The organism is Nocardia sp. NPDC002869, assembly GCF_046764065.1.
GTDB classification, from domain to species: Bacteria; Actinomycetota; Actinomycetes; order Mycobacteriales; family Mycobacteriaceae; genus Nocardia; species Nocardia rhamnosiphila.
Map to the genome: position 1 here is coordinate 1 of NZ_JBKOOL010000067.1, position 21,438 is coordinate 21,438.

The 21,438-nt window shown below is 65.5% G+C and carries 24 protein-coding genes; 17 read left to right on the top strand and 7 right to left on the bottom strand.

The window, feature by feature from the left end; genetic code table 11:
• Positions 1–11 precede the first annotated feature (11 nt).
• A complete protein-coding gene (locus ACLML9_RS14595; RefSeq protein WP_411946029.1) occupies positions 12–899 on the bottom strand; it encodes a L,D-transpeptidase in 888 nt (295 codons plus the stop codon).
• A gap of 634 nt (positions 900–1,533) precedes the next feature.
• On the opposite strand from ACLML9_RS14595, the gene ACLML9_RS14600 reads away from it, so the two are divergent.
• Positions 1,534–2,172 (top strand): hypothetical protein, encoded by a 639-nt coding sequence (locus tag ACLML9_RS14600; RefSeq protein ID WP_411946030.1) that lies wholly within the window; start codon positions 1,534–1,536, stop codon positions 2,170–2,172.
• 96 nt (positions 2,173–2,268) lie between these two features.
• Here the strand turns inward: ACLML9_RS14600 and ACLML9_RS14605 are convergent, their stop codons facing one another.
• On the bottom strand, positions 2,269–2,961 hold the full coding sequence (locus tag ACLML9_RS14605; RefSeq protein ID WP_411946031.1) for a serine protease: 693 nt from the start codon (positions 2,959–2,961) through the stop codon (positions 2,269–2,271).
• A gap of 611 nt (positions 2,962–3,572) precedes the next feature.
• Between ACLML9_RS14605 and ACLML9_RS14610 the strand changes: the two genes are divergently transcribed.
• From ACLML9_RS14610 to ACLML9_RS14675, 14 genes are all read left to right on the top strand, one after another.
• Positions 3,573–4,391, top strand: coding sequence for an MlaE family ABC transporter permease (locus ACLML9_RS14610; RefSeq protein WP_411946032.1), 819 nt, complete (start codon positions 3,573–3,575; stop codon positions 4,389–4,391).
• Between the two features lie 4 nt (positions 4,392–4,395).
• On the top strand, positions 4,396–5,259 hold the full coding sequence (locus tag ACLML9_RS14615; protein ID WP_411946033.1) for an MlaE family ABC transporter permease: 864 nt from the start codon (positions 4,396–4,398) through the stop codon (positions 5,257–5,259).
• Positions 5,260–5,262: 3 nt separating this feature from the next.
• The gene (locus ACLML9_RS14620; RefSeq protein WP_411946034.1) at positions 5,263–6,816 is read left to right on the top strand and encodes an MlaD family protein; all 1,554 of its coding nucleotides are present in this window, start codon (positions 5,263–5,265) and stop codon (positions 6,814–6,816) included.
• Complete coding sequence (locus tag ACLML9_RS14625) at positions 6,813–7,844, top strand: MCE family protein (protein WP_030524484.1); 1,032 nt, start codon at positions 6,813–6,815, stop codon at positions 7,842–7,844. The genes ACLML9_RS14620 and ACLML9_RS14625 overlap by 4 nt, the downstream gene beginning before the upstream one ends.
• Positions 7,841–8,839 (top strand): MCE family protein, encoded by a 999-nt coding sequence (locus ACLML9_RS14630; RefSeq protein ID WP_411946035.1) that lies wholly within the window; start codon positions 7,841–7,843, stop codon positions 8,837–8,839. Before ACLML9_RS14625 ends, ACLML9_RS14630 begins: the two co-directional genes overlap by 4 nt.
• Positions 8,836–9,936, top strand: coding sequence for an MCE family protein (locus ACLML9_RS14635; protein WP_411946036.1), 1,101 nt, complete (start codon positions 8,836–8,838; stop codon positions 9,934–9,936). The genes ACLML9_RS14630 and ACLML9_RS14635 overlap by 4 nt, the downstream gene beginning before the upstream one ends.
• Positions 9,933–11,027 (top strand): MCE family protein, encoded by a 1,095-nt coding sequence (locus tag ACLML9_RS14640; protein WP_245713240.1) that lies wholly within the window; start codon positions 9,933–9,935, stop codon positions 11,025–11,027. Before ACLML9_RS14635 ends, ACLML9_RS14640 begins: the two co-directional genes overlap by 4 nt.
• The gene (locus ACLML9_RS14645; RefSeq protein ID WP_411946037.1) at positions 11,027–12,187 is read left to right on the top strand and encodes an MlaD family protein; all 1,161 of its coding nucleotides are present in this window, start codon (positions 11,027–11,029) and stop codon (positions 12,185–12,187) included. The genes ACLML9_RS14640 and ACLML9_RS14645 overlap by 1 nt, the downstream gene beginning before the upstream one ends.
• A 186-nt stretch (positions 12,188–12,373) precedes the next feature.
• Positions 12,374–13,312: a hypothetical protein gene (locus ACLML9_RS14650; protein WP_411946038.1), complete on the top strand. Its 939-nt coding sequence runs from the start codon at positions 12,374–12,376 to the stop codon at positions 13,310–13,312.
• A 39-nt stretch (positions 13,313–13,351) separates the two neighbouring features.
• Complete coding sequence (locus ACLML9_RS14655) at positions 13,352–13,978, top strand: hypothetical protein (protein ID WP_411946039.1); 627 nt, start codon at positions 13,352–13,354, stop codon at positions 13,976–13,978.
• Between the two features lie 219 nt (positions 13,979–14,197).
• The gene (locus tag ACLML9_RS14660; RefSeq protein ID WP_411946040.1) at positions 14,198–14,380 is read left to right on the top strand and encodes a hypothetical protein; all 183 of its coding nucleotides are present in this window, start codon (positions 14,198–14,200) and stop codon (positions 14,378–14,380) included.
• A gap of 158 nt (positions 14,381–14,538) precedes the next feature.
• On the top strand, positions 14,539–15,411 hold the full coding sequence (locus ACLML9_RS14665) for a phage major capsid protein (protein ID WP_411946041.1): 873 nt from the start codon (positions 14,539–14,541) through the stop codon (positions 15,409–15,411).
• Positions 15,408–15,635 (top strand): hypothetical protein, encoded by a 228-nt coding sequence (locus ACLML9_RS14670; RefSeq protein ID WP_411946042.1) that lies wholly within the window; start codon positions 15,408–15,410, stop codon positions 15,633–15,635. Before ACLML9_RS14665 ends, ACLML9_RS14670 begins: the two co-directional genes overlap by 4 nt.
• Before the next feature lie 219 nt (positions 15,636–15,854).
• The gene (locus tag ACLML9_RS14675; protein WP_411946043.1) at positions 15,855–16,154 is read left to right on the top strand and encodes a hypothetical protein; all 300 of its coding nucleotides are present in this window, start codon (positions 15,855–15,857) and stop codon (positions 16,152–16,154) included.
• A 25-nt stretch (positions 16,155–16,179) separates the two neighbouring features.
• On the opposite strand, the gene ACLML9_RS14680 is transcribed toward ACLML9_RS14675, so the two are convergent.
• Positions 16,180–16,938: a helix-turn-helix domain-containing protein gene (locus ACLML9_RS14680; protein ID WP_411946044.1), complete on the bottom strand. Its 759-nt coding sequence runs from the start codon at positions 16,936–16,938 to the stop codon at positions 16,180–16,182.
• Between the two features lie 187 nt (positions 16,939–17,125).
• Between ACLML9_RS14680 and ACLML9_RS14685 the strand changes: the two genes are divergently transcribed.
• Positions 17,126–17,452, top strand: coding sequence for a hypothetical protein (locus ACLML9_RS14685; RefSeq protein ID WP_411946045.1), 327 nt, complete (start codon positions 17,126–17,128; stop codon positions 17,450–17,452).
• Between the two features lie 525 nt (positions 17,453–17,977).
• Here the strand turns inward: ACLML9_RS14685 and ACLML9_RS14690 are convergent.
• The 4 genes from ACLML9_RS14690 to ACLML9_RS14705 form a co-directional block, all read right to left on the bottom strand.
• Positions 17,978–18,541 carry a ribonuclease H gene (locus tag ACLML9_RS14690; RefSeq protein WP_411946046.1) on the bottom strand — a complete coding sequence of 188 codons (564 nt, stop codon included), beginning with the start codon at positions 18,539–18,541 and terminating at the stop codon, positions 17,978–17,980.
• A 9-nt stretch (positions 18,542–18,550) separates the two neighbouring features.
• A complete protein-coding gene (locus ACLML9_RS14695) occupies positions 18,551–19,021 on the bottom strand; it encodes an SRPBCC family protein (protein ID WP_411946047.1) in 471 nt (156 codons plus the stop codon).
• Positions 19,022–19,389: 368 nt separating this feature from the next.
• Positions 19,390–20,193 (bottom strand): TIGR03084 family metal-binding protein, encoded by an 804-nt coding sequence (locus tag ACLML9_RS14700; protein ID WP_411946048.1) that lies wholly within the window; start codon positions 20,191–20,193, stop codon positions 19,390–19,392.
• A 190-nt stretch (positions 20,194–20,383) separates the two neighbouring features.
• Entirely contained in the window at positions 20,384–20,749 is a 366-nt protein-coding gene (locus ACLML9_RS14705; protein WP_411946049.1) for a MerR family transcriptional regulator, read from the bottom strand.
• Between the two features lie 54 nt (positions 20,750–20,803).
• Between ACLML9_RS14705 and ACLML9_RS14710 the strand changes: the two genes are divergently transcribed.
• Positions 20,804–21,433 carry an NAD(P)H-dependent oxidoreductase gene (locus ACLML9_RS14710; RefSeq protein WP_411946050.1) on the top strand — a complete coding sequence of 210 codons (630 nt, stop codon included), beginning with the start codon at positions 20,804–20,806 and terminating at the stop codon, positions 21,431–21,433.
• Positions 21,434–21,438: the final 5 nt, after the last annotated feature.

Genomic DNA, 21,438 nt, shown 5'->3' on the forward strand with positions numbered 1-21,438 from the left:
GGCGCCGAAATCTAATTCCAGTCGCCGAGGCCGTCGCCGGCGTTGAGGGTGCCGCCCTGGGTGTTCTGCACGATCACCGCGTCACCCTTCTTGACGTTCTCGTAGAACCACTTGGCGTCCTCGGTGCTCACGTTGAGGCAGCCGTGGCTGGTGTTCGCGTAGCCCTGGGAGCCGACCGACCACGGTGCGGCGTGTACGAAGATCCCGCTGTTGGAGATGCGGGTCGCGTATTCGACATCGAGCTTGTAGCCCTCGGGGGCGTCGATCGGGACTCCGTAGGTCGAGGAGTCCATGACCATTTCACGCTTCTGCTCGCCGACGATATAGGTGCCGTTGGGCGTTTCGTGGTCGACCTTGCCCATCGAGGTCGGCATGGTGCGCACGACCTCGCCGTTTCGGGTCACGGTGATCATCTTGGTGTTGTCGTCGGCGGTGGCGATCACCGCGTCACCGACGTGGAAGGCGCTGCGGCTGCCGCCGGCCTCGACCACGATGTCGCTCTGCGCGGGCCAGAACTCGTTCGGCCGCCAGCGCACCTGCTTATCGCTCCACCAGTAGAAATGGCCGGGTACCTCGGTCGAAGAGGTGATTTTGATGGCGCGTTCGGCGGCGGCGCGATCGTCGATCGGGTCCTTGAAGTTGATGATGATCGGCTGCGCGATGCCGACCTCTTCGCCTTCGGAGGGGTTGATCGCCGGCGGCGCGAAGTTGGCCGCGGGCGGCGCGGGTTCGACGACGCCTGCCGCCGACCCGGAGGGCAGGCTCGGCAGCGCGTAGACCGGCGCCGTGGCCACCGTGGTGGCGGCGGCGACCGCGGCCGTCAACAGGACACCCTGCCGAAGCCGCCGCTGGGCGCGGCGACCGGTCGGCAGCGACCCGGTGTTGTCGAAGACATGCATAAGAGTGTTCGTCCGTCCATTCGACTCTGGAGCGCACGGGGCCGGTGGGCCGCCGATGCCTCCTTCGGAGCACCCCGGCGAGTGTTCGCGGAGTTCTGTGGAGCCCCTCCACGGCCGTCCGGCCCGTGGGCGTCTGGATCGTCCGCGCGCCACCGGTCGTAGAGTTGTGGAGCGGTCCCGACGGGCTGGTGCGCATCGCGGAAGCTCGCTGGATCCGGCCGATGCGCCTCCGCTCCGCGTTCCTTCGTACTGCCTTTACGAAGTCGTGACCAGTCCCGTTTTCTGTTATATAGCCGTTATGCATCGCGGGTGTGTCGTAGCACGCTCCCCCGGTGGGGTGTCCGCGGGCCCGTTGGATGCCCGGTGGGCCGGGGATTCCTGTTCGGACGGTGTGTCCGAGTCCGGTGATGGTGATCTGCGTTACCAAACCTGTCGATGAGATATGTCACGTCACCCCGCTGTCTCCACGGCGCGTCCGTTGCCGGTGCGGCCGCGGCTCCCCGCGGGCGGCCTCACCGGAGTCGACGCTCGGGCCGCCATGGTGTATTCATGGCGTGATATTGCTGGCGGAGCTGTAGTGAGGCGCGGATTCGATGCGGTGGCAGAGTTCGGCATCACAGCGGGAGGACTGTGCGTGTCTGGTTGGGCATCATCTCGATTGTCGGTGGCGATCGCCGGGGCCGCGGTAGCGGTCGGCCTGGCGGTCGCGGGCTGTAGTTCCACCATCGAGGGCCGGGCGCAGCCGGTGCTGGAGACCGGCACGGTGGACGCGGTGGACGTGACCGGCACCCCCGGCTCCGGCGAGACCTCGCGGACCACCACCTCCACTGCGCCCACCACCACCCCGGAGGCCGGCGATATCGGTTTCGACGCCGAGGTCGGTGACTGCGTGACCCTCGGTGGAACCACCACCGACGCCAGTATCGAAGCGGCGTCCTGCGGTAGCAACGAGTCGAACTACAAGGTGATCGGCAAGGCCGAGCAGAGCAGCGAGTGTGTCGGCGATGCCGACAACTACTACGCCGAGAGTCGAAACGGTATCGAGATGGGGGCGTTGTGCCTCGATATCGACTGGGTGGTCGGCGGCTGTATGGACGTGGGCGGCGGGACCACCGGCCCGGAGCGTATCGATTGCACCGAGACCTCGGCCGCCGACGGGGTGAAGGTCGTCGCGATCGAGCAGGGCGCCACCGAGGTCGACGCGTGTGGCGCGGGCAGTTCCGGATACGTGTACCCGGAACGGCGCTTCGTGGTGTGCGTCGACGAACTCTGAGTTTTTCTCGATCCATCCCGGTGGATGCGCCGGAGGGCGGAAACGAACGAGGCGGGCACCAGGGGTGCCCGCCTCGCTCTGTCTCTCCGGTAGCCGCTAGATGGGCCGGTACCCGGCTCCGATGCCGTGGCGACTGTCGATATCACCCACGATGGTCGTCATATTGGTGCCGACCTCGGGGCCGAAGCAGGCGATCGCCAGATAGGCGTTCACCATGCCGACCAGCGTGGAACCGACGACCACCGGGGCACCGGAGTCGCCTTCCATCACACACATCTGTGACCAGGTCTCCATACTGCTGGCGAAGATGTCTCCGTAGGCGAGACCGCAGGTGTTGCCGGTGGTGCGGCCTTCCTTGCAAACGATATTGGGGAACTGGGCCGGCGCGCCGACCCCGGTGATGCTCAGGTTGCCGATCCGGTTGACCGGGGTCACCCGGCCTGGATCGAACTCGAGTACCGCGTAGTCCAGGTCCTGGTTGGAGTAGACGAACCGGCCGAGTACGCCGGCGCCCGGGTCCTGTTCCGAATACACTTCGTGCCCGGGCGTTCCGCAGTGTCCCGCGGTGAGGCCGACGAGTCTGCCGGCGCCGTCGTGACCGATCGTGGTGAGCGTGCACTGGATCGCATACTCGGACATCTGGCCGGACTCAGAGGAGATGATGAGCCCCGAGCCACCACCGAGTACGGGCCGGGCGGGGTCGGCGGCTGCCGTCCCGGCGCCGAGTAACGCCGTACTCAGTGCCACGGCGAAGACGGCACTGGCCGCCCGGGCGAGTTTCCTGAACATATCCCTCCAGACCTTGAAGCCGCACGATATCAATGTGTGGCACCTCATCGTGGCAGCAAAGGCCCCGACGCGCGCCCCGAGTAACCGTTTACCCGCGAGTTCCGTTGCATAACAGAGGGGTTCGGCTTTTCGGTCGTGCATTCGGCCGGGGTGCTCCGCGTGCGGTGCGCACCGCACGAACTCCGGCCACGATAACCCTCGGAAGAATAGCCGAACGCTATTAATTGTCCCGGATCCGGGCGCGCGGGTCGAGTAACGGTCGAATCTCCACATTGCCGCGAAAGGGTTAATTTCCCGGAATACTCTCCGTTATTTAAGTGAACCATGATTCGCGTCGGTTCTCGCGGACTTCGTTCCATTCGGGGCCGGTCAGCGGTATGTTCTTCCGGTGCCGCGGAACTCTCGTTGGGATACACACCAAGGAACGTGTGATAACTCAGTGGTCACGCCACAAAGTGATGAACATCTGTGATCGAGGTCTCGCGCCTATGGTGTGTTCCGCACTACTACGTAGTAAGGTGCCTCAAGCAAACCAGCCGTCGGGGTAGGTAACCGACGTCGAGAGGGGTTAGTCAGTGCAGTCGACCAAGAGTCCACCAACAGGTTCTCGGTTGAGCGGGGCGGTCGAGTGGACGCGGGACTACTGGCGCGACCACCCCCGACGTTCCTTGGAAACGCTCGGCCGGCAGATGACCATGGGTGTCGAAGCGGTCTCCGAACTCGTGGTCAGTATCTTCCGCGGCCGGTTCCCTCTCGACGAGTTCATCCGGCAGTGCGCCTTCATGGCGAGCGTCGCCGCGGCGCCCACACTGCTCGTCGCGATTCCGATCGGCGTCATCGTATCCATCCAGGTCGGCGCGGTCGCACAGCAGGTCGGCGCCACCTCGTTCATCGGCGCGGCCAACGGTCTGGGCATCATCCAGCAGGGCGCGCCGCTGGTCACCGTGCTGATGATCGCGGGCGCGGTCGGGTCCGCGATCTGTGCCGACCTCGGCTCCCGAACCATTCGGGAGGAAATCGACGCCATGAAAGTCATGGGTGTCGACCCACTGCGCCGGCTCGTGGCACCCCGGCTCGGCGCCGCGATGCTGGTCAGCGTGCTGCTCTGCGGTTTCGTGGTCTTCGTCGGATTTCTGACCGGATACGTTTTCAATATTTTCGCCCAGGGCGGTACCCCGGGTTCCTATATCGCGACCTTCGCCTCGTTCGCGATAACACTGGACCTGCTTGTCGCGCTGGTGAAATCGCTGTTGTTCGGCCTGCTCGCGGCAATCATCGCCTGCGATACGGGATTGAACACCCGCGGTGGTCCGGGCGGTGTCGCCAACTCGGTGAACACCGCCGTTGTCATGTCCGCGGTGATGTTGTTCGGAGTGAATGTGATCTTCACCCAGGTGTACAACACTTTGTTCCCCCCGCAGGTGGTGTGAGCCGGTGTCCGCAACCTATGTGCCCCCGCTGCTCAAACCAATGCAGCAACTGCGAAATGCGGCCGGGGCTCCGGTCGATTGGCTGGCCCGGCTCGGGCATCAAGTGTTCTTCTTCCTGCGTTCGGTCGGCTCGATGCCGCTGGCGTTCAAGCAGTACCCCAAAGAAGTCTGGCGTCTGCTCTCGGATGTCACCTGGGGCAACGGCAATCTCATCGTCGGTGGCGGGACCATCGGCGTCGTGCTCATCCTGAGCGCGTTCGGCGGAATGACCGTGGCCATCCAGGGCCACACCTCGCTCGACCTGCTCGGGCTCAGTCCGATCACCGGCGCCATCTCGGCCTTCGCCACCACCCGGGAGCTCGGTCCGCTGCTCGCCGCACTGGCCTTCGCGGCCCAGGCGGGCTGCCGGTTCACCGCTCAGCTCGGCGCCATGCGAATCTCCGAGGAGATCGACGCGCTGGAGTCGGTGGCCATCCGTCCGCTGCCCTACCTGGTGAGCACCCGGATGATCGCCGCGATGATCACCATCCTGCCGCTGTACTGCCTCGGCCTGGCGATGGCCTATATCTCCTGCGCGCTGACCGTGCAGCTCATCGGCGGTACCGCCAGCGGTACCTACCAGCACTACTTCTATCAGTTCCTGATTCCGACGGATGTGCTGTACTCGCTGCTCAAAGCTATCGTCTTCGTCGCCATCACCACGTTCATCCAGTGCTACTACGGCTTCTTCGCCTCCGGTGGCCCCGAGGGCGTCGGTGTCGCGGCCGGTCGCGCGATCAAGATGTGCATCATCGCCACTGTTTTCGTGGACCTCTTCATGACCTTGGCCATCTGGGGCGTCAACCCCGGCATCCGGATCTCGGGGTAGGCAATGATCATCGATCCGAGTGGGCGCGGGCCCACGATGAAGCAGTTGCTGATCGCGGGCGCCTGCGGACTTGTCGTCTTCGCGGTCGTGCTCGGCTTCCTGATGGCCCGGTACCAGGGCTATTTCGTGGAAAAAGTCAAGGTGACGGCCAACCTCACCACCACCGGTGACGGGCTGCCCGAACAAGCCGACGTCAAGTTCCGCGGGGTGCTGGTCGGCGCGGTCAAGAATGTGTCGGTCGCCGCCCAGGGCGAACTGCAGCAGGTCAACATCGAACTGAAGCCCGAATTCGCCGATGGTATCCCGGCCACGGTCACCGCCCGCGTGGTGCCCAGCAACCTGTTCGCCGTCACCTCGGTGGAACTGGTCTACAACGGGCCCAGTCAGGTCCACCTCGAGGAGGGCTCGACCATCGAGGAAGACCGCAGCCAGGGCACCATCGCGCTGCAGGACACCTTGACCACGGTGCAGAACATCCTCGATGCCATCGATCCGATGCAGTTCGGCCGGGTACTGGGGACGCTGTCCTACGCACTGGACGGCAGCGGCCGGATGCCCGGGTCGACCATCGAACGGGTCGACCGCTGGGTGACCTCGGTGGACGAGTCGATTCCCGATCTCGGTGTCTTCCTCGGCGATCTCTCGGGTTCGGTGCACGCACTCAACGAATCGGCGCCGGAACTCATGGACGTCCTCGCTTCGTCCGTGGAGACCGCGAGCACGATCGCCGACCGGCGCGAGGAACTGGTGAATGTGATCACCGGCGCCGGCAGCATGGCCGATCAGATCAACGATCTGTTCGCGCGGAACCCGAATGTCGGTAAAGAGCTCACCGTCGGGATGAACCAGACCTTCGGTGCGCTGGCCGGGAACCCGTCGTCCATCACCAACGCCATCAGCAATCTGAACAACTCGTCGCGCAAGCTGAACACGGTGTTCACCTGGGGTCCGCAGCGGCAGATGGTCTGGAACGCGGGTGTCACCTTCACCCCGTTCAACCCCAACACTGTGGCGGACTGCCCGCGCTACGGCGATCTGGCCGGCCCGAGCTGCGCTACCGCCCCCGCGGTCGCGGATCCCGGCTATCTTCCCGAGCAGGTGAAACCGCGCCGGCTCCCCGCCGCCGACGGGCTGCCGGTGCTGCCGCCGCTGCCCGGTCTGCCGGAGATCCCGGGTGTCACCACCCAGGCCGGCGCGCCCGCACCGACGACGCAGGCGCCGGGCAACAACCCGTTCGCCGGGACACCGCTGGAAGGGCTTTTCCCGCAGGGATTCCCGCAGCTTCCGGGGCTGCCCGGCGCGCCGGCTCCGGCTCCGGCCGCGCAGCCCGGTGCGCAGCCGCAGAATCCGCCGGCCCAGCCGGGTGCGCCCGCACCGGCCGCGGACAACGGCACCCCGGGTACCGGCATGGTGCCCGCGGCCGCACCGATCACCTACGAGGGCGACGCCGCGGTGGAGACGCTGCTGGGTCGTAAGCCGTCCTCGATGGAGTACTTGATGCTGAGTTCGATTCTGGAAGGCGGAACCCTGCGCGTGACCGAGGAGGCCGCCTCGTGAGGGGAGTTCGCAAACCGCTGATCGGGTTCAGCCTGTTCGCGGTGGTATCCGTGCTGGTCACGGTACTGGTGTGGAATACGCTGGCCCGGACGGTCGACGGTGGTACGAAATCGTATTCCGCGGTCTTCACCGATGTGCTGGGCTTGCGGGAGGGCGACGACGTCCGGATGGCGGGCGTTCGGGTCGGCAAGGTCCAGAAGATCGAGGTCACCGACGACCACAATGCCAAGGTCAGCTTTATCGTCCAGGACGATCAGACGCTCTTCGGCAACACCAAGGCGCTGGTGCGCTACCAGAACCTGATCGGCCAGCGCTATGTCGCGCTGGCGCCGGGGTCCGGCGGCGATTCGACCCAGTTGCCCGAGGACGGCACCATCCCGTTGGACCGCACCGAGCCGTCCTTCGATATCTCGGCGCTGCTCAACGGTTTCCAGCCGCTGTTCGAGGTGCTCGAGCCCGCGCAGGTGAATCGGCTCTCGGAAACCTTCATCCTGGCGTTGCAGGGCGATCGGGTGTCGCTGAGCTCGTTCATCACCCAGGCCGCCACCATGGCCACCGACTTCCAGCGGCGCGACGCCATCCTCAGCGATGTGATCACCAACCTCAGCGGTGTGATGGCCGGTCTGGCCAAACGAGGGGACGAATTGGAGACGCTGATAACCCAGACGCGGGCGCTGATCGGCGGTTTGTACGAGCAGGGCCAGCAGCTGCTCGGCTCGACCGAGCAGATCGCGGGCGCGACCACGGCTCTCGTCGGCATGGTGGGCAATATCCAGCCCAAGCTGGAGGCCGTCCAGAATTCGACACGTGACGCTTTGACCCTGTTCCTGGCCAACGGCGCCAAACTGGATCAGGCCGCGATCGACCTCCCGTCCATCCTCGCCGACGCCGGGCGCTTCACCTCCGAGGGCGCGTACGCCAACGCCTACATCTGCCGTCTGGATGTATCGCTCTACGGTGTGCTCTTCCCGCGCGGACTGTTCTCCCAGATCGGCGGCAATTCGCAATCGGCGGTGTGCCGGCCATGATGACGAAACTCAAAGCCTGGTTCAACAACAATCGGTACTTCGGTCTCGGCATCATCGGCGTCATCGTCGTCGGTGTGCTGGTGCTGGCCTCGAGCGGATTCCGTAATCTCGGGATCGGTGAACAGACCATCGAGGCCGAATTCGTACAGTCCGCCGGTATCACCGTCGGGGACAAGGTGGACGTCGCCGGGGTGCCGGTGGGCCGGGTCGCGGCCGCCGAACTCGAGGGCGACCACGTACTGCTGACCCTGCAGGTCAGCAATGACGTGAAGCTCGGACCCGATGCCCGGGCCGCCATCAAGATGGCGACCCTGCTCGGCGCCCGCTATGTGGATCTGGATCCCGGTGACGGTTCCGGCCTGCCCGACGACCGGATCCCGAAGACCAATACCGCGGTCCCCTACGACCTCGCCGATGTGATCTCCAAGGGCACCCCGGAGTTCCAGGAACTCGATCCCGGCAAACTGGCCGAATCACTGAACCTGTTCAATGAGCAGTTGAAGGGGTCGCCGGAACTGGTCGTCCAGTCCCTGGACAGTATCGGTGCGCTGGCCAAGGTGATCGACCAGCGCAAGGACGATGTCGCGCAGCTGCTCTCCGATCTCGACCGGGTGACCACCATCCTGGCCGACAACCGCAACAGCGCGCTACTGATCATCACCCAGGGCGAGGCGATCGCCTCGCGGGTGGTGGAGCGGCAGCAGTTGCTGCGCACCCTGCTCGACAATGTGGCCACGCTTACCGCGCAGTTGCAGGCGATCGGTGCCCAGAACAACAACCAGTTCAGCACCACGCTCGACCAGCTGAACACCATGGCAACGGGCCTGCAGAAGAACAAGGACAACCTGGATCGGCTGCTGTCGATCATGCCGCCGTCGGTGCGCTACCTGGCCAATGCGTGGGGTAACGGCAACTACGCCGAGGTCGGTATTCCGTGGCTGTTCCCGGACAACTGGTTGTGCTTCGCCGATGTCGCCGAGGGGTGCCAGGGATGAGCAAGAACAAGATCGGGATCGTGAAGCGGACCGCCCAGGCGCTGGTCATCGGGGTATCGGCGGTCGCGCTAGGCAGCTGCTCCGTGGTGAACAGCGTGACCGGCGGGGATCTCCAGATCACCGCCGATTTCGAGAACATCGCCGGAATGTTCGAGGGCAACCCGATCACCGTGCTCGGGCTCGAGGTCGGCAAGGTCGACAAGATCGTGCCGCACGGCGATCTGGTCGAGGTCCATATGACCATCGACGGTGATGTGCAGATCCCGAAGGACGCCATGGCGGTGGTGGTCTCGCCCTCCATCGTCACCGACCGCCATATCGAGATGACCCCCCGTTACGTCGAGGGCGACACCCTCGAGAGCGGCGATCACCTGCCGCTGGAACGCACCGATGTCCCGGTGGAACTGGACACGATGCTCAAGACCATCGACAGGTTCGCCGATGCGCTCAAACCCCAGGAGGGCCAGGAAGGCGTCGGCCCGCTCTCGGGCCGGGTGCTGTACCCGATGCTCAACGGCCAGGGCGCGAAAATGCGTGACACCCTCAACGCGCTGTCGAGCGCGCTGAAGGTCGGTGTCGACAACAAGGACCACATCTCGAACATCATCATCAAGCTCAACGAGCTGACCACGATGCTGGCCGAGAACGACCAGGCGGTCCGCGATTTCAGCAACCAGGCCACCCAGATGACCACCATGCTGGCCGAACAGGCGCCGGGCCTGCAGGCCACCCTGCAGCAGCTCTACGACTTCCTGAACAACACCAGTTCGGTCTTCGCGCAGCATCAGGATCAGCTGGTCGACACGCTGAACCGGATGAACACCGTGATCGAGCAGCTGCGGGCGAACGCGCACGGTGTCACCGAGGTGGTCGACGTCGCGCCGATGCTGCTGCAGAGTATCCACCGGTCGATGAACTACGAACAGGGCTACGTCCGGCTGCACGCGCTGATCGGTACGAACCTCGCGAACGGCGAGCTCATCAGCCTGTTCTGCGAACGGATACAGATGAAGTCCGACGGCTGCCGCACCGGCCGGCCCGAAGATTTCGGACCCGACTTCGGACTCACCGCCGCACTGCTGGGACTGACGAAATGATGCGAACGATCCGCCGGGCCCGCCGCGCCATGGCCGCCCTCACCGCGGCCGGGACGGTGGTGCTGGCCTCCGGATGCGGTCTGACCGTGGAGGACATCCCGCTGCCGAAACCCGGTATCGGCGGTGACACCTTCACGCTGAAGGCGGTGTTCGAGAACGCGCTGAACCTGCCCGACCAGGCCAAGGTGAAGATCGGCGGGTCCGATGTCGGTGTGGTCACCAATATCGAGACCAAGAACTTCCAGGCCATCGTCGATATGGAGATCCGCAAGGATATCGACCTCCCGGAGGGCACCACCGCCGAACTGCGCCAGGCCACCCCGCTCGGCGACGTGTTCATCGCGGTCTCGAAACCGCCTGCCGAACAGGGCAGCCGGTTGCTCGAGAACGGCGATACGCTGCCCATCGAGAAGACCTCGGCCGGTGCGACAGTGGAGGAACTGCTGCTATCGGTCTCGCTGATGTTCAACGGCGGCGGTATCGCCCATCTGACCCGGCTGGGAACCGAACTGGACTCGATCGTCGGCGGTCGCAGCGATCAGCTGGTGCATCTGGTCAACGAGATCACCGGCGTGGTCTCGAGTATCAATGCCAACTCCGCGCAGATCGACAGCGTGCTCGGTGAATTCAACGTGCTGGCCGATACTCTCGACAGTCGGCGGACCGAACTCGGTCAGGTGGCCGATACGCTCCCGGACATGATCGGCGCCATCGCGGAGAACAACCGGGCGCTCGGAGATCTGCTGGGCAAGATCGCGACCACCAGCGCGGCGCTCGGCGACTACGCGAACACCACCGGTGGTGATCTGGCCGGGACGCTGGACAATCTCAACAATCTGATGGCGGCGCTCGCGGCCACCGGCGACAACTTCGGCGCGCTGATGGACGCCCTGCACGATCTGAAGGCCCCGGTGAACGCCACCTTCCGCGGCAGCAGCCTGGCCGCCCAGGTCAATGTGACCAATCTCGATATCGCCATGCTGACCGCGCCCGGCACCAGCCACTTCTACGATGGGCGCGATCTGCAGGACTTCGCGGGCAGCCTGCTCCAGATCCTCCAGGTCGTGCAGTACCGCGTGGGAGGCCAGTGATGTCCAAGCACAAGATTCTGCTGTCGAATGTCGGGCTGGTCCTGGCCCTGCTGATCGGCGGCACCTATTTGCTGGTCAATGTCATGCGGGTCAATCCGCTGCGCAGCACCTACACCGTGACCGTGCACCTCGACCGCTCCGGTGGCCTGCAGCCCGGCAACGATGTCACCCTGCGGGGGTACCGGGTCGGTGAGGTGAGCGACCTCCGGCTCGTCGACGACGGCGCCGGTATCCAGGCGAAGGCCGAGATCGATTCCCGCTACGACATCCCGGTGGATACGAAGGTGGCGGTCCAGGCCCTGTCGGGCGCCGGTGAGCAGTACATCGATTTCCGGCCGGTCGGTGACCAGGGCCCGTACCTGACCGACGGTTCGCAGGTCACCTTCGATCCCGGGCGCGTGAGCACCCCGGTCCCGATCTCGGCGGTGCTGGAGAATTCCAGCGATCTCATCGCCCAGGTGAACCCGGAACATTTCGCGGTGATCCTGAACGAACTCGATATCGCGCTCAGCGGCGGGCCCGATCAGCTGCGTTCACTGATCGAAGGGGTCAGCCTGGTCACCGCGGGGATGGACTCGCTGCTGCCGCAGACCACGCATCTCATCGCCAATCTGCGCACCATCGCGGGCACCACCTCCCAGGCCCAGCCCGATCTGGGGACATTGACCGCCAATTCGCGGGTGCTGTTCGATCAGTTCAACAAGGCCAACGCCGAACTGATCAATGTGCTCGACCAGGCGCCGGGACAGTTCGCGAAAGTGACCGCCACCCTGGACAGCACCAGTGACCCGATCACCGCGCTGGCCGGCAATTTCCTCGCGCTCACCCGGGCGGCACAGCTGCGTACCCCCGCACTGGCGGCGCTGTTCCCGGCACTCGAGATCGGTGGCGCCGCACTCGGAGTCCCCGCCCACGACAACGAGTTCCATACCATCCTCGATATCTGGTTCCGGCCGTACTGCCAGTATCAGTCCACCCCGATGAAGACGCAGGTGGTGCAGGACGGCACCATTCCGATGTGGAACTACTGCGACAGCCCCGGACCGGGCGAGCAGATCCGTGGCGCGGTGAACGCACCGCGACCGAACATCCCGAACAACGGCGCCACCATTCCGCCGGGGGTGGATCCGAACGAACGTACGCTGCCGCCCGTGCGGTAGGAGGACCGGTCGCCGCGCGCCGGGTGCGACGGTGCATACTCTCGCAGAGATGCCCGCCACACCCGGCGGTCGTTTTCGACCGGTAGATTACGGCGCGTTTCCCAGAGCCGCGCCGGGAAGGTGTGAACAGTACAGATGTCCTCAGAAAAACCCGTCTCCGACCCTTTGGAGCCGGAAGGCACCGGTGTGCCAGCGGACGCCGCGGCTGAGCACGCCCCTTCCGGTAATGACGAAACCGGCGCTGCAACGAGCAGCGGCGCGGCCGAGAACAAAGCTGATGCGGCCGCGGCGGAAACCGGCGCAGCGGACGCCACCGTGCGGTCCGGGAAGGCGGATGTCCCGGATTCGACCTCGGAAACCACCAAGTCGGCGTCCACCGCCGCGGCCGACAAGGCCGGCGCCGGTACGGCAGGCGACGAGAAGACAGTGGTGATCGGCAAGGCCGGAGCAGCCGACGACGACACCGTAGTGGTGGACAAGGCCGGAGCCACGGTCGCCTCGAGCGAATCGGAGGCCGCCACCGAGAAGGTCGATACCGGAAAGAAGTCGGCCGCCACCGAGCCGGAAGCGGAAACCGGTACGAAGTCCGGCGCCGCCGATGCCGCGAAATCCACCCGCCGCCGCTCGCCGTTCCCGCTACCCGCATTGATCGGTGCCGCGGTGCTGCTGGTGGCGGCGCTTGTCGCGGTCGGGGTCTTCTTCTTCCTCGCCGGAAACAAACAGGACGAACTGGACCGGCGCGCCGCGGCCACCAAGGCCGCCTGCGATTTCGGGAACAATTTCGCGACCTACACCGGCGACCAGGCCGACGACTACCTGCAGCGCCTGGACCGGTCCGCCACCGGTGAGTGGAAGAAGCTGGTCTCGCAGATCGGACCGGACCTGAAGACCCGGTTCGCCGAGTCCAAGGTCAGTTCCACCGCCAACGGCGTGCAGTGCGGTTACGAATCCGGCTCCGGTGACGAGGCCCGGGTGGTGCTGGTCATCGACCAGCAGTTCACCACGGCGAACGTTCCGCAGGAGCAGGGGCCGGGGCAGGTCAAGGTGGCCGCGAATGTCTCCATGCAGAAGATCGACGGCACCTGGCTGGTCGCCGACTTCGATACGCCGATGATGCAGCAGTAGTTGCCGCCGCGAGACGAACAGACGTTAGGACTCGAAGCTATGGCCAAGAACGAGACCGCGGCACCGGACACCGGCGACAAGTCCGGACTGCTGCCGGTGGTGGCTGCCTTTGTGGCGGGCGTGGTGCTGGTGGCGCTGGTCGCCGCCGGCGTCGTGTACTTCCGGGCGTTCCAGCAGAACCGCGGAGAGCTCGCCGCCCAGGACCAGTCCACCCGCGCCGCCTGCGATTTCGCCCGCGCGACCAACACCTACGACTACCAGGGCGACCTGGACGGTTTCATGCAGGCCATGAAGGACGGCGCCACCGACAATGTGGTGTCCTCGCTGGAGCAGAACTGGGATGTACTGCGCCAGCTGCTCACCGAATCCAAGGTGAAGTCCTGGGTCGACGAGGCGACCTGCGGTTTCCAGTCCGGTGACGAGAGATCCGCGAAGGTGCTCGTCAATATCGGCCTCATGAAGACGAATTCGGTGACCCCCGCACCGAAGCGCCAGGACATCGCGGTCACCGCGAGCCTGGAGAAGGACGGCGACCGCTGGATCGTGAACCAGTGGGAGCTGGCCATGCTCGCCGGTGTCGGCGGCCAGGGCGGACAGCCCGCGCCCGCCGGTCCCGCGCCGGCCGCCCCCGAAGGCGCGCAGCCGGCCCCGCAGCCGGGTAACTGATGCGCGGCGCCCGGTGCGATCCCGGGCGCCCTGCGGTGGGTCGAGCCACCTCCGTAGATCCCGCTGATAGAGGTCATCGCAGACTTGGCCGATCCGGACGAGTGGGTGGTCTTCGACGCAATGATGCTGCGGCCGCAGATGTTCAGACAATTTCAGCTCGACGAGATGCTGGGAGCCGGGGACCTCGCCTGCCAACGACCCGGAGAGGAGAGATAACCCATGAGCGCGAAAAAGAACGGCATGTCCGCAGAAAGCGCTGGTCGTAAGCGGCTGAGCGCCGCTGACTACGAACGTATGGCCGACGACTACGCAGCCAACCCTGTCCAGGGTATAGAGGTTGTCGGTCCGGTTGGCTACCGGTCTGCGGATTACGAGAAGTCGGTTCGGCCGTACCCTTTGTGAGTCGGGCTCACGCCCAGGGGGTCAAGGGATAGCGATCTCTCTGACCTCTTGTCCATTCGGCGGATATCGAGCGTCGCATTGACGTTACTGTTGTCAGTCGCCAGTCCGGCAGCGGCACCGGATCGTGGGCGACCCGCACCGCTACCGCCCTGCGATCCATGGCCCCGGCCGAATCCCGGGCGGTCGTATCCGGCAGCATCGACGTCCCCCAGCTGGTCGAAACCAACGTCTCGGCGATCCCGTTCCACCACCGCCTCATCGACCTGCTGGTGAACCGCCAGACCGTCACCAGCAACGCATTCACCTACGTGCGGCAGACCGTGCGCACCAACAACGCCGCACCCGTCGCGGACAACGCACTCAAGCCGACATCGACGTTCACCGTGACCTCGGTAGAGGACCGGTTGCGCGTCATCGCCCACCTGTCCGAGGCGATCCCGCTGCGGTTCTTCGAAGACGACGTGACGAACTTCGAGAACTGGCTGAACAAAGAGATGTCAGAGGGCGTACTCAACGCGCTCGAAGCCCAGGTGGTCAGCGGCTCCGGCTCCGGCGAGAACTTCACCGGCATCCTGGAAACCTCGGGTACTACCGCGGTCGCGTTCAATACCGACATGGTGACCACGCTCCGCAAGGCGCGCACCGCCATGCAGCTCATCAACGAGCGCCCGAATGCGATCGTGCTCAACCCCGCCGACGCCGAAGTCCTCGACCTCACCCGGGTAAGCACCGGTGGCGCGTTCCTCATCGACGGATACGAGGACGACTCCCGCAGTTCCACCAGCGACAACGTGTTCGGCTCCACCATCGAACGGGTGGTGTCCAACAGCGTGCCCGCTGGTACCGCCATCCTCGGCGACTGGTCACAGGTACGGCTCTACATCCGGTCCACGATCCGTATCGACGTCGACGCCGGCGGGGCGCTGTTCACCAACAACCAGGCCAAGCTCCGCGCTGAGGGACGGTACGGCATCGGTGTCCTGAGGCCTCAGGCATTCGCCATCATCGAGACTGTGGACCCGACGCCATGATGTTCGGCGACGACATCGACCGCATGATGGCACAGCTACGGCGTGACACCCTGCTCGACTGCGACACCAAGTACGACCGGTTCATCCCGGTCGACGAAGCAGCCGAGCGCATGAACACCACACCGGACAAGGTGGTCGAAGGAGTGCGCGCCGGTGCACTGCGAGCCATCCGTGAGTTCGATGTGCTGATGGTCGAACCCGCCATCACCAACTGGCGGGGATAGACGGCGCGGCTGGGACGGCGAATAGGGCGCCGAGTGCCCCCAGCCTGCGACGAACGGACGCCCGCCGTGAGTGCCTTCTCCTCACTCGCGGTGGGCATCCGACCCCACAGGGGAGGGGCAGGGCGAAAGTTCAGACCACCGAGGGCACGAGACCTCTGCCGGGCAGGTGATCTCTCCCCCCTTTCCCCCCTCCCCATCGCGCGCGAGAGGACTTCAGAAATGGCCGATATCCGGCAATTCCCCACCGATCCCCGCGGAAAGCACCGTGCAGCGCTGGAAACCACCTTGAAGGGCCGTGATGTCACCCCGGCTCTGGCGGAGCTGGCGCGGGACCTGGCCGACCAGTGCGACGCGGCCCCGTCCGGGCCGTCAACGAGACTCTCGGCGACCTACCTGTCGGCGTTGAAAGACATCGCCCGGTCGGATTCCGGTTCCGGCAGCGGCAGGGGTGGGAAGCTGGCCGAGCTACGGGCCGTCACCATGGCGAAGCTGTCCCCGATCCCGGATAATGCCAGCTGATCAGACCTCGATTGTCACAGTGACGTTAGCTGTCCAGATCTGGGGGCTTGTTGTAGGCGTCGATGGTCGCCTTAGTGGTGGAGGAGTCCTGCAACACCAGTTCCCACGGCCCGGTGTTCACCTCGAAATTCTTCCCGAACCCCACCCACTTCCCGGCCATGCGGGTGCCGGTCAACTCGATGAGTAGTTGGATCGAACCGTGGTACCGGGCCCCGCGGTAGTAGCCGTTCGGTGCCGTGTTCTCCGTCCATGTGCCCGTGGAGACGTGCCCGTCCACGGTCAGATCCATCTCCAGCGAGGATGGAGACGAACCGGGAATGCTCCGCACGGTGAGCCGGTCGTCATGCTGCAACACCACGACATAGTGCGCGGCCGTGAACGTCGCATCCCGGCCGCTGGAGTAGTACTCGTACCGGGACAACCACACGCCGGAGTATGACCCGGGAAGCCGGGCCCGCGTGCTGCTCGTCATGGCGGTCAACTGCCCGGGGTCTACATCACCGATGGGCGATTCCACGTTCTGGCTGCCGTCCGGCCCGGACAGGCTACGGCCTGCCATGACCGCCCCGAAACCCAGGGTCTCGATGGGTAGGCCCATGACCTTCTCCAAGGCCCTGGCGTGCGACGGCCGCGGGTTGATGGTCCGTCCCGCCTCCCAACGCTGGACGAGTCGTTTCGTCGCGCTGGCGCATCCGGCCTCACGCAGTGCTCGAGCCAGATCGTCCTGGCTCATGAGGCGAGCGTTGCGGGCTGCGCGAAGTGCTGTGTTCGGTGTGGTGCCCATGATTGACGGTAACTCTTGGACGCCTAAATGTCGCCTGCAATATGTACGTATTGACGCCCCGAGAGTCGTCGGATGTTCCGTGGTGGGACAGCAGTCTGGATGTAGCCCCGCCGCCGGGCTGATACCCCGACCACCTCGGCGGCGGGTGCATTCAAATCTGCAGGGGTCGGGGCGCAAGGGGTATGCAGTGGTCGGGGAACTGCCGAAGGCGGTCGGGTTCATCAATAAGCGAGTGGACGGCTACGGCGCCGATCTCCACCGAGTCGCCGAGAGCGGCGGCTACAGGCTCGTCTGGACTGTCCAGGTCGATGTCGGCACGCTTCCGGCCTCGCTCATCCTGGCGTCGACAGTGATTGAGCACAACGCGCAGGCGGTCATCGTGCCCAACTTCGCCCATATCGACGCGATGAGACATGTCGTCACCGATATGTGTGCCCTGCTCACGCCGATGTACCACTATCCGCGCGGGTATCGGTGGCCACTGCATGACCCCGAGGCCGGCCACCTCCGATGACGGGCCACGGTCTCGCCCTGGTCCTGCTCTCCGCCGGGCTGATCGGATTTACCGTCGCGTTGCTCCGCGGGTAATACCGTCCGCCGGGCGTAGGGAATTCGGTGGGGTGTGCCTGGCACGGGCCGGCGCGTTGGGGGTACTCGCTCACCGCGTACCCCCTGGTCGCCCAGCTTGCCGAGGTCGACCACCTGGGATCACAGAAGATGGCCGGGGTACTCACCACCGAGTACCCCGGCCGATCATTTTGTCGGTGTCGGCAATATGGTCCTGAGCAGGGGACACACCCGCTCTGGACGGCCCCATCTGTGGGCACATTTTGGGCACAATTTGTCGAGATTCAGCGTAATTTGACGGGATTCAGCGTGATGTAGTTCTGGCTATATCGCCTGGTAGAAGCCTATTTTGCGAGGTCCGGGCGCCCCCGGCGGTGGGTCGAGCCACCACCGCCGGAGGCTATTCGGTTGGTATCCGGATCCAGCAGTACTACGACGACAACAGCGCGGGCGCTCCGATCCCGTACGGGATTCAGAACAGGTGGAGCGCCTGCGCTGTTGTCGCGTAGTCGGCGGTCGGTACGACCGCCGGTTCCGCAGCCTTCCCTGCTGCCGCGGAAGTTTCGGGGGCGACGCGGGTGACGGTCCGGGTGGCCACGGTGGATGTGGCCGCGGCCTTGCGCGCGGCGGCCCCGGCCAATGCATCGGCCTGCTCGTTGAAATAGTTACCGACATGTCCGCGTACCCAGCGGAACCGCACCGGGCCCGGACGGCCCGCGATGGCCTGGTCTATCTCCCGGATGAGCTCGACATTCTTGACCGCGGACCCGCTCGAGGTGCGCCACCCGTTGTTGCGCCAGTTCGGCAGCCATTCGGACGCGCATTTGATCGCGTACAGCGAATCACTCTCGATGAGTAACGGATCCGATCCGGGGTGGGCCCGGATCGCCTCCAGGACGGCACGTAACTCGGCGATCTGATTGGTACCCGATGGCTCGCCACCGCTTTCCGCGCCACCCGCATGGTCCACCCACGCCCAGCCGATCGCTCCGCCGGGATTGCGCAGACACGATCCGTCGGTACTCACGATGATCATGGGAGTACCCTACGCAAGTCGGCCGACAAGATCGGTACCGTGGAATTCCTCGATCGCCCTGCGCAATCGTGATTCGCTGCGCCGCAGTGCGCGGCGCAGCAGCGCGGCGCGCGGCCGCTCGCGCAGCGCCGCGGTGAAGCCTTTGGAACCGGGGAAGTCGAGTTCGGAGGTCAACACCGAGCGGCCGCGGCCGAGTGGGTCGAATCGCAGTGTCAGCCGGGCGGTGAGGGGGCCGGTGAGGGCGTAGCCCAGCACCGCGTCCTGACGGTGCTCGGCGACCTCGCAGCGCAGGACGGGACGCCACGGGCCGAGCCGGTAACCGATCTCGTACTTCGCCCCGATACCGCGTTCCGGATCGCCACTCCGGGTGATCTCGGCGGCTCCCACCATCCAGTTCGGGATGGACAGGGGATCGTCGGCATAGGCGAAGGCAACGGTGATCGGCGCCGTCACGTCGCTGGCGTATTTGATGAAGCCCACGGGCCCTCCCTCCACGGCTGCCCGATAAAAGTACTATAGATTTCCGGTTTATTTAAGGCCGATTAGTAGTCGATAGCCTCTTGGCACCGGCTGTGACACAGCGCCGAAATGTTCGCAGAGCGTATCAGAGCTGGTGAGGGCGAGACGGCCGGAGAACAAGTGGCCGGAACACTCGAGACGAGCGTCACAGCGGCCTCGTTCGTGCGGGAGTGAAGGCGCCGATCCGGTGACCGCCGCCGGGTTTCGGGACCCACCCCCTGGGGTACCTATCACCCGCCGGCGAGCGCTGTACTCGACTGCCGTGATGATCTATCCGGCCAACGATGTCCGGCTGTCCCGGGAACCTGGTGTGACGCTCGCCGGCGCTGTCAGCCCTTTCCGGCCGGTGTCCGCCCGCTGCCCGGGGGGCCGGCGAAGGCCTGGGCGATGGTGAGCCACCGTGCCGCTTCCGCGCCCGTCGTCCGCAGCGCCAGATCGTCCGGATGCCGGCGCCGGGTCACCAGGAGGCAGAAGTCGAGCGCCGGGCCGGTGACCCGTTCGGGCGCCTCCACCGGCCCCCACGACCACAGCTCACCCGAGGGTGCACGCAGCTCGACCCGGAACTCCGTGGCGGGTACCGGCAGTTCCCGGACGGTGTAGGCGAAATCCCTGGTACGCACACCGATATGGGCCACCGAGCGGAGCCGGTCGGTCGGTTCGCGTCCCACCCCGAGTGCGTCGGCGACGTCCTGGCCGTGGGCCCAGGTCTCCATGAGCCGGGCGGTGGCCATCGAACCCGGGCGCATGGGCGGCCCGAACCACGGCACCTTCGCGTCCGCGGGGACCGCGCGCAATGCCGCGGCGAGCTCGCTGCGGCCGCGCCGCCAGCGTTCGAGGAGGTCCGGCGGTGGGGCTTCGGCGGCTTCGGCGGCGGCCTCGTCGACGAAGGTCGCTACTCGGGCCGCCGCCGCGGTCAGCAGGTCGGTGAAGGCGCTGCCACCGGTCCGGGCGTCGGTGGCGGCCAGCGTGGCGACTTCGTCGGTCCAGGCGAGATGGCCGATCTGATGGGCGACGGTCCAGCCTGCCGCCGGGGTAGGCCGGGCCCAGTCCGACTGTGGCAGCGCTGCGACCAATGCCTCGAGCTCGGCGCCTTCCGTGGTGAGGTCGCGGAGCAACGCGTCCAGATCGGCCATTTTCTCATCTCCGTCCCGCGCGCATCGGTGCGGAGATCAGCATTCCAGCGGGACGGAAAAAATACAAGCACGCCTGCTTGTATTCCGCGGCCCCGGCTTCCGAAGTTCGCACCCTGTACCCGGCGGCCCGGGCCAGAGCCCGGCCACCCGGACGACGGAGCCGTCGCGGTCGCGGTCGCGGTCGTGGAACCTACTTCGCCCGAGCCTCTATGCTCGCGCGGAGTCCGAGGATCTCGGCTTCCTGGGCCCTGAGGCGGGCGATTCCAGCGTTCAATCGGCTTGCCCGCTCGTCGAGTTGCGTCAACGCGGCTTTCCGGTCGGCATCCGAGGCGCCGGCGGGATCGATACATGCAACCTGCAGTATCGCGGACGCCTCCGACAGCGACAGGCCGGATGCCAGCAAGCAGCGTATGTGGTCCACGATCCGAACATCGTCGGGCCGGTAGTTCCGGTATCCGTTGGAGTCGCGTTCGGGCGAGAGAATCCCGGCGCCCTCGTAGTGCCGGAGCATTCGCGGGCTCGCCCCGGTGGCCTGGCTCAATTCGCGAATCCGCATCCAGCCGCCCTCTCCTTGACATTGACGTCAGTGTCATACTTTAGTTTGGCCGGCATGAGGAACGAAAGCAGTCGGCCGAAGGTGATGCTCGTAGTTGCGCATCCGGACCACGACTCGGCTACCTGGGCCATTGCACGGGCCATCGAGCGCGGCATCGAGTCCGATGGAAATACCACCGCCATAACCCATGACTTGGTGGCATCCGGTTTCGATCCGGTCTACGGAAAGGCAGATCTGGCGCACCACCGAGGGCTTTCGGAACTTCCTGCCGACGTCAGGCGTGAGCAGGAACTGCTCGAATCGGCCGATGTGGTCGTCGTCCTTTTCCCGGTCTACTGGTGGTCCATGCCTGCACTCGCCAAAGGTTGGTTCGACCGAGTATTCGGGGCGTACGACGATGTTTCGCACGGTGAACCGAGCGTGGTGAAGCAACTACATCTCGTCGCAAGTGCCGGTCTCGGTGAAGGTACGTTTGCCCGGCACGGATACAAGACGGCGTTGACGACTCAGACGATGCACGGCCTCGCCGATTACTCGCGGATCGGCGACTCGTCCATCGAGTTTCTCTACGACACCGAGTCCAAGGACTCGGCAGTCCACGAGCAACTGATCGCTCAGGGATACAAAATCGGCGTCGCTATGGCGCAGCGTGCGCACAGTGCGTACAACCCGGTTGCGGTCTGAGTGAT

Bases quoted from the DNA above. Each gene is read 5' to 3' on its own strand.
- ACLML9_RS14595 (WP_411946029.1), bottom strand. From the start codon at position 899: ATGCATGTCTTCGACAACACCGGGTCGCTGCCGACCGGTCGCCGCGCC.
- ACLML9_RS14605 (WP_411946031.1), bottom strand. From the start codon at position 2,961: ATGTTCAGGAAACTCGCCCGGGCGGCCAGTGCCGTCTTCGCCGTGGCA.
- ACLML9_RS14620 (WP_411946034.1), top strand. From the start codon at position 5,263: ATGATCATCGATCCGAGTGGGCGCGGGCCCACGATGAAGCAGTTGCTG.
- ACLML9_RS14630 (WP_411946035.1), top strand. From the start codon at position 7,841: ATGATGACGAAACTCAAAGCCTGGTTCAACAACAATCGGTACTTCGGT.
- ACLML9_RS14635 (WP_411946036.1), top strand. From the start codon at position 8,836: ATGAGCAAGAACAAGATCGGGATCGTGAAGCGGACCGCCCAGGCGCTG.
- ACLML9_RS14640 (WP_245713240.1), top strand. From the start codon at position 9,933: ATGATGCGAACGATCCGCCGGGCCCGCCGCGCCATGGCCGCCCTCACC.
- ACLML9_RS14645 (WP_411946037.1), top strand. From the start codon at position 11,027: ATGTCCAAGCACAAGATTCTGCTGTCGAATGTCGGGCTGGTCCTGGCC.
- ACLML9_RS14655 (WP_411946039.1), top strand. From the start codon at position 13,352: ATGGCCAAGAACGAGACCGCGGCACCGGACACCGGCGACAAGTCCGGA.
- ACLML9_RS14660 (WP_411946040.1), top strand. From the start codon at position 14,198: ATGAGCGCGAAAAAGAACGGCATGTCCGCAGAAAGCGCTGGTCGTAAG.
- ACLML9_RS14665 (WP_411946041.1), top strand. From the start codon at position 14,539: ATGGCCCCGGCCGAATCCCGGGCGGTCGTATCCGGCAGCATCGACGTC.
- ACLML9_RS14670 (WP_411946042.1), top strand. From the start codon at position 15,408: ATGATGTTCGGCGACGACATCGACCGCATGATGGCACAGCTACGGCGT.
- ACLML9_RS14675 (WP_411946043.1), top strand. From the start codon at position 15,855: ATGGCCGATATCCGGCAATTCCCCACCGATCCCCGCGGAAAGCACCGT.
- ACLML9_RS14680 (WP_411946044.1), bottom strand. From the start codon at position 16,938: ATGGGCACCACACCGAACACAGCACTTCGCGCAGCCCGCAACGCTCGC.
- ACLML9_RS14690 (WP_411946046.1), bottom strand. From the start codon at position 18,541: ATGATCATCGTGAGTACCGACGGATCGTGTCTGCGCAATCCCGGCGGA.
- ACLML9_RS14700 (WP_411946048.1), bottom strand. From the start codon at position 20,193: ATGGCCGATCTGGACGCGTTGCTCCGCGACCTCACCACGGAAGGCGCC.
- ACLML9_RS14705 (WP_411946049.1), bottom strand. From the start codon at position 20,749: ATGCGGATTCGCGAATTGAGCCAGGCCACCGGGGCGAGCCCGCGAATG.
- ACLML9_RS14710 (WP_411946050.1), top strand. From the start codon at position 20,804: ATGAGGAACGAAAGCAGTCGGCCGAAGGTGATGCTCGTAGTTGCGCAT.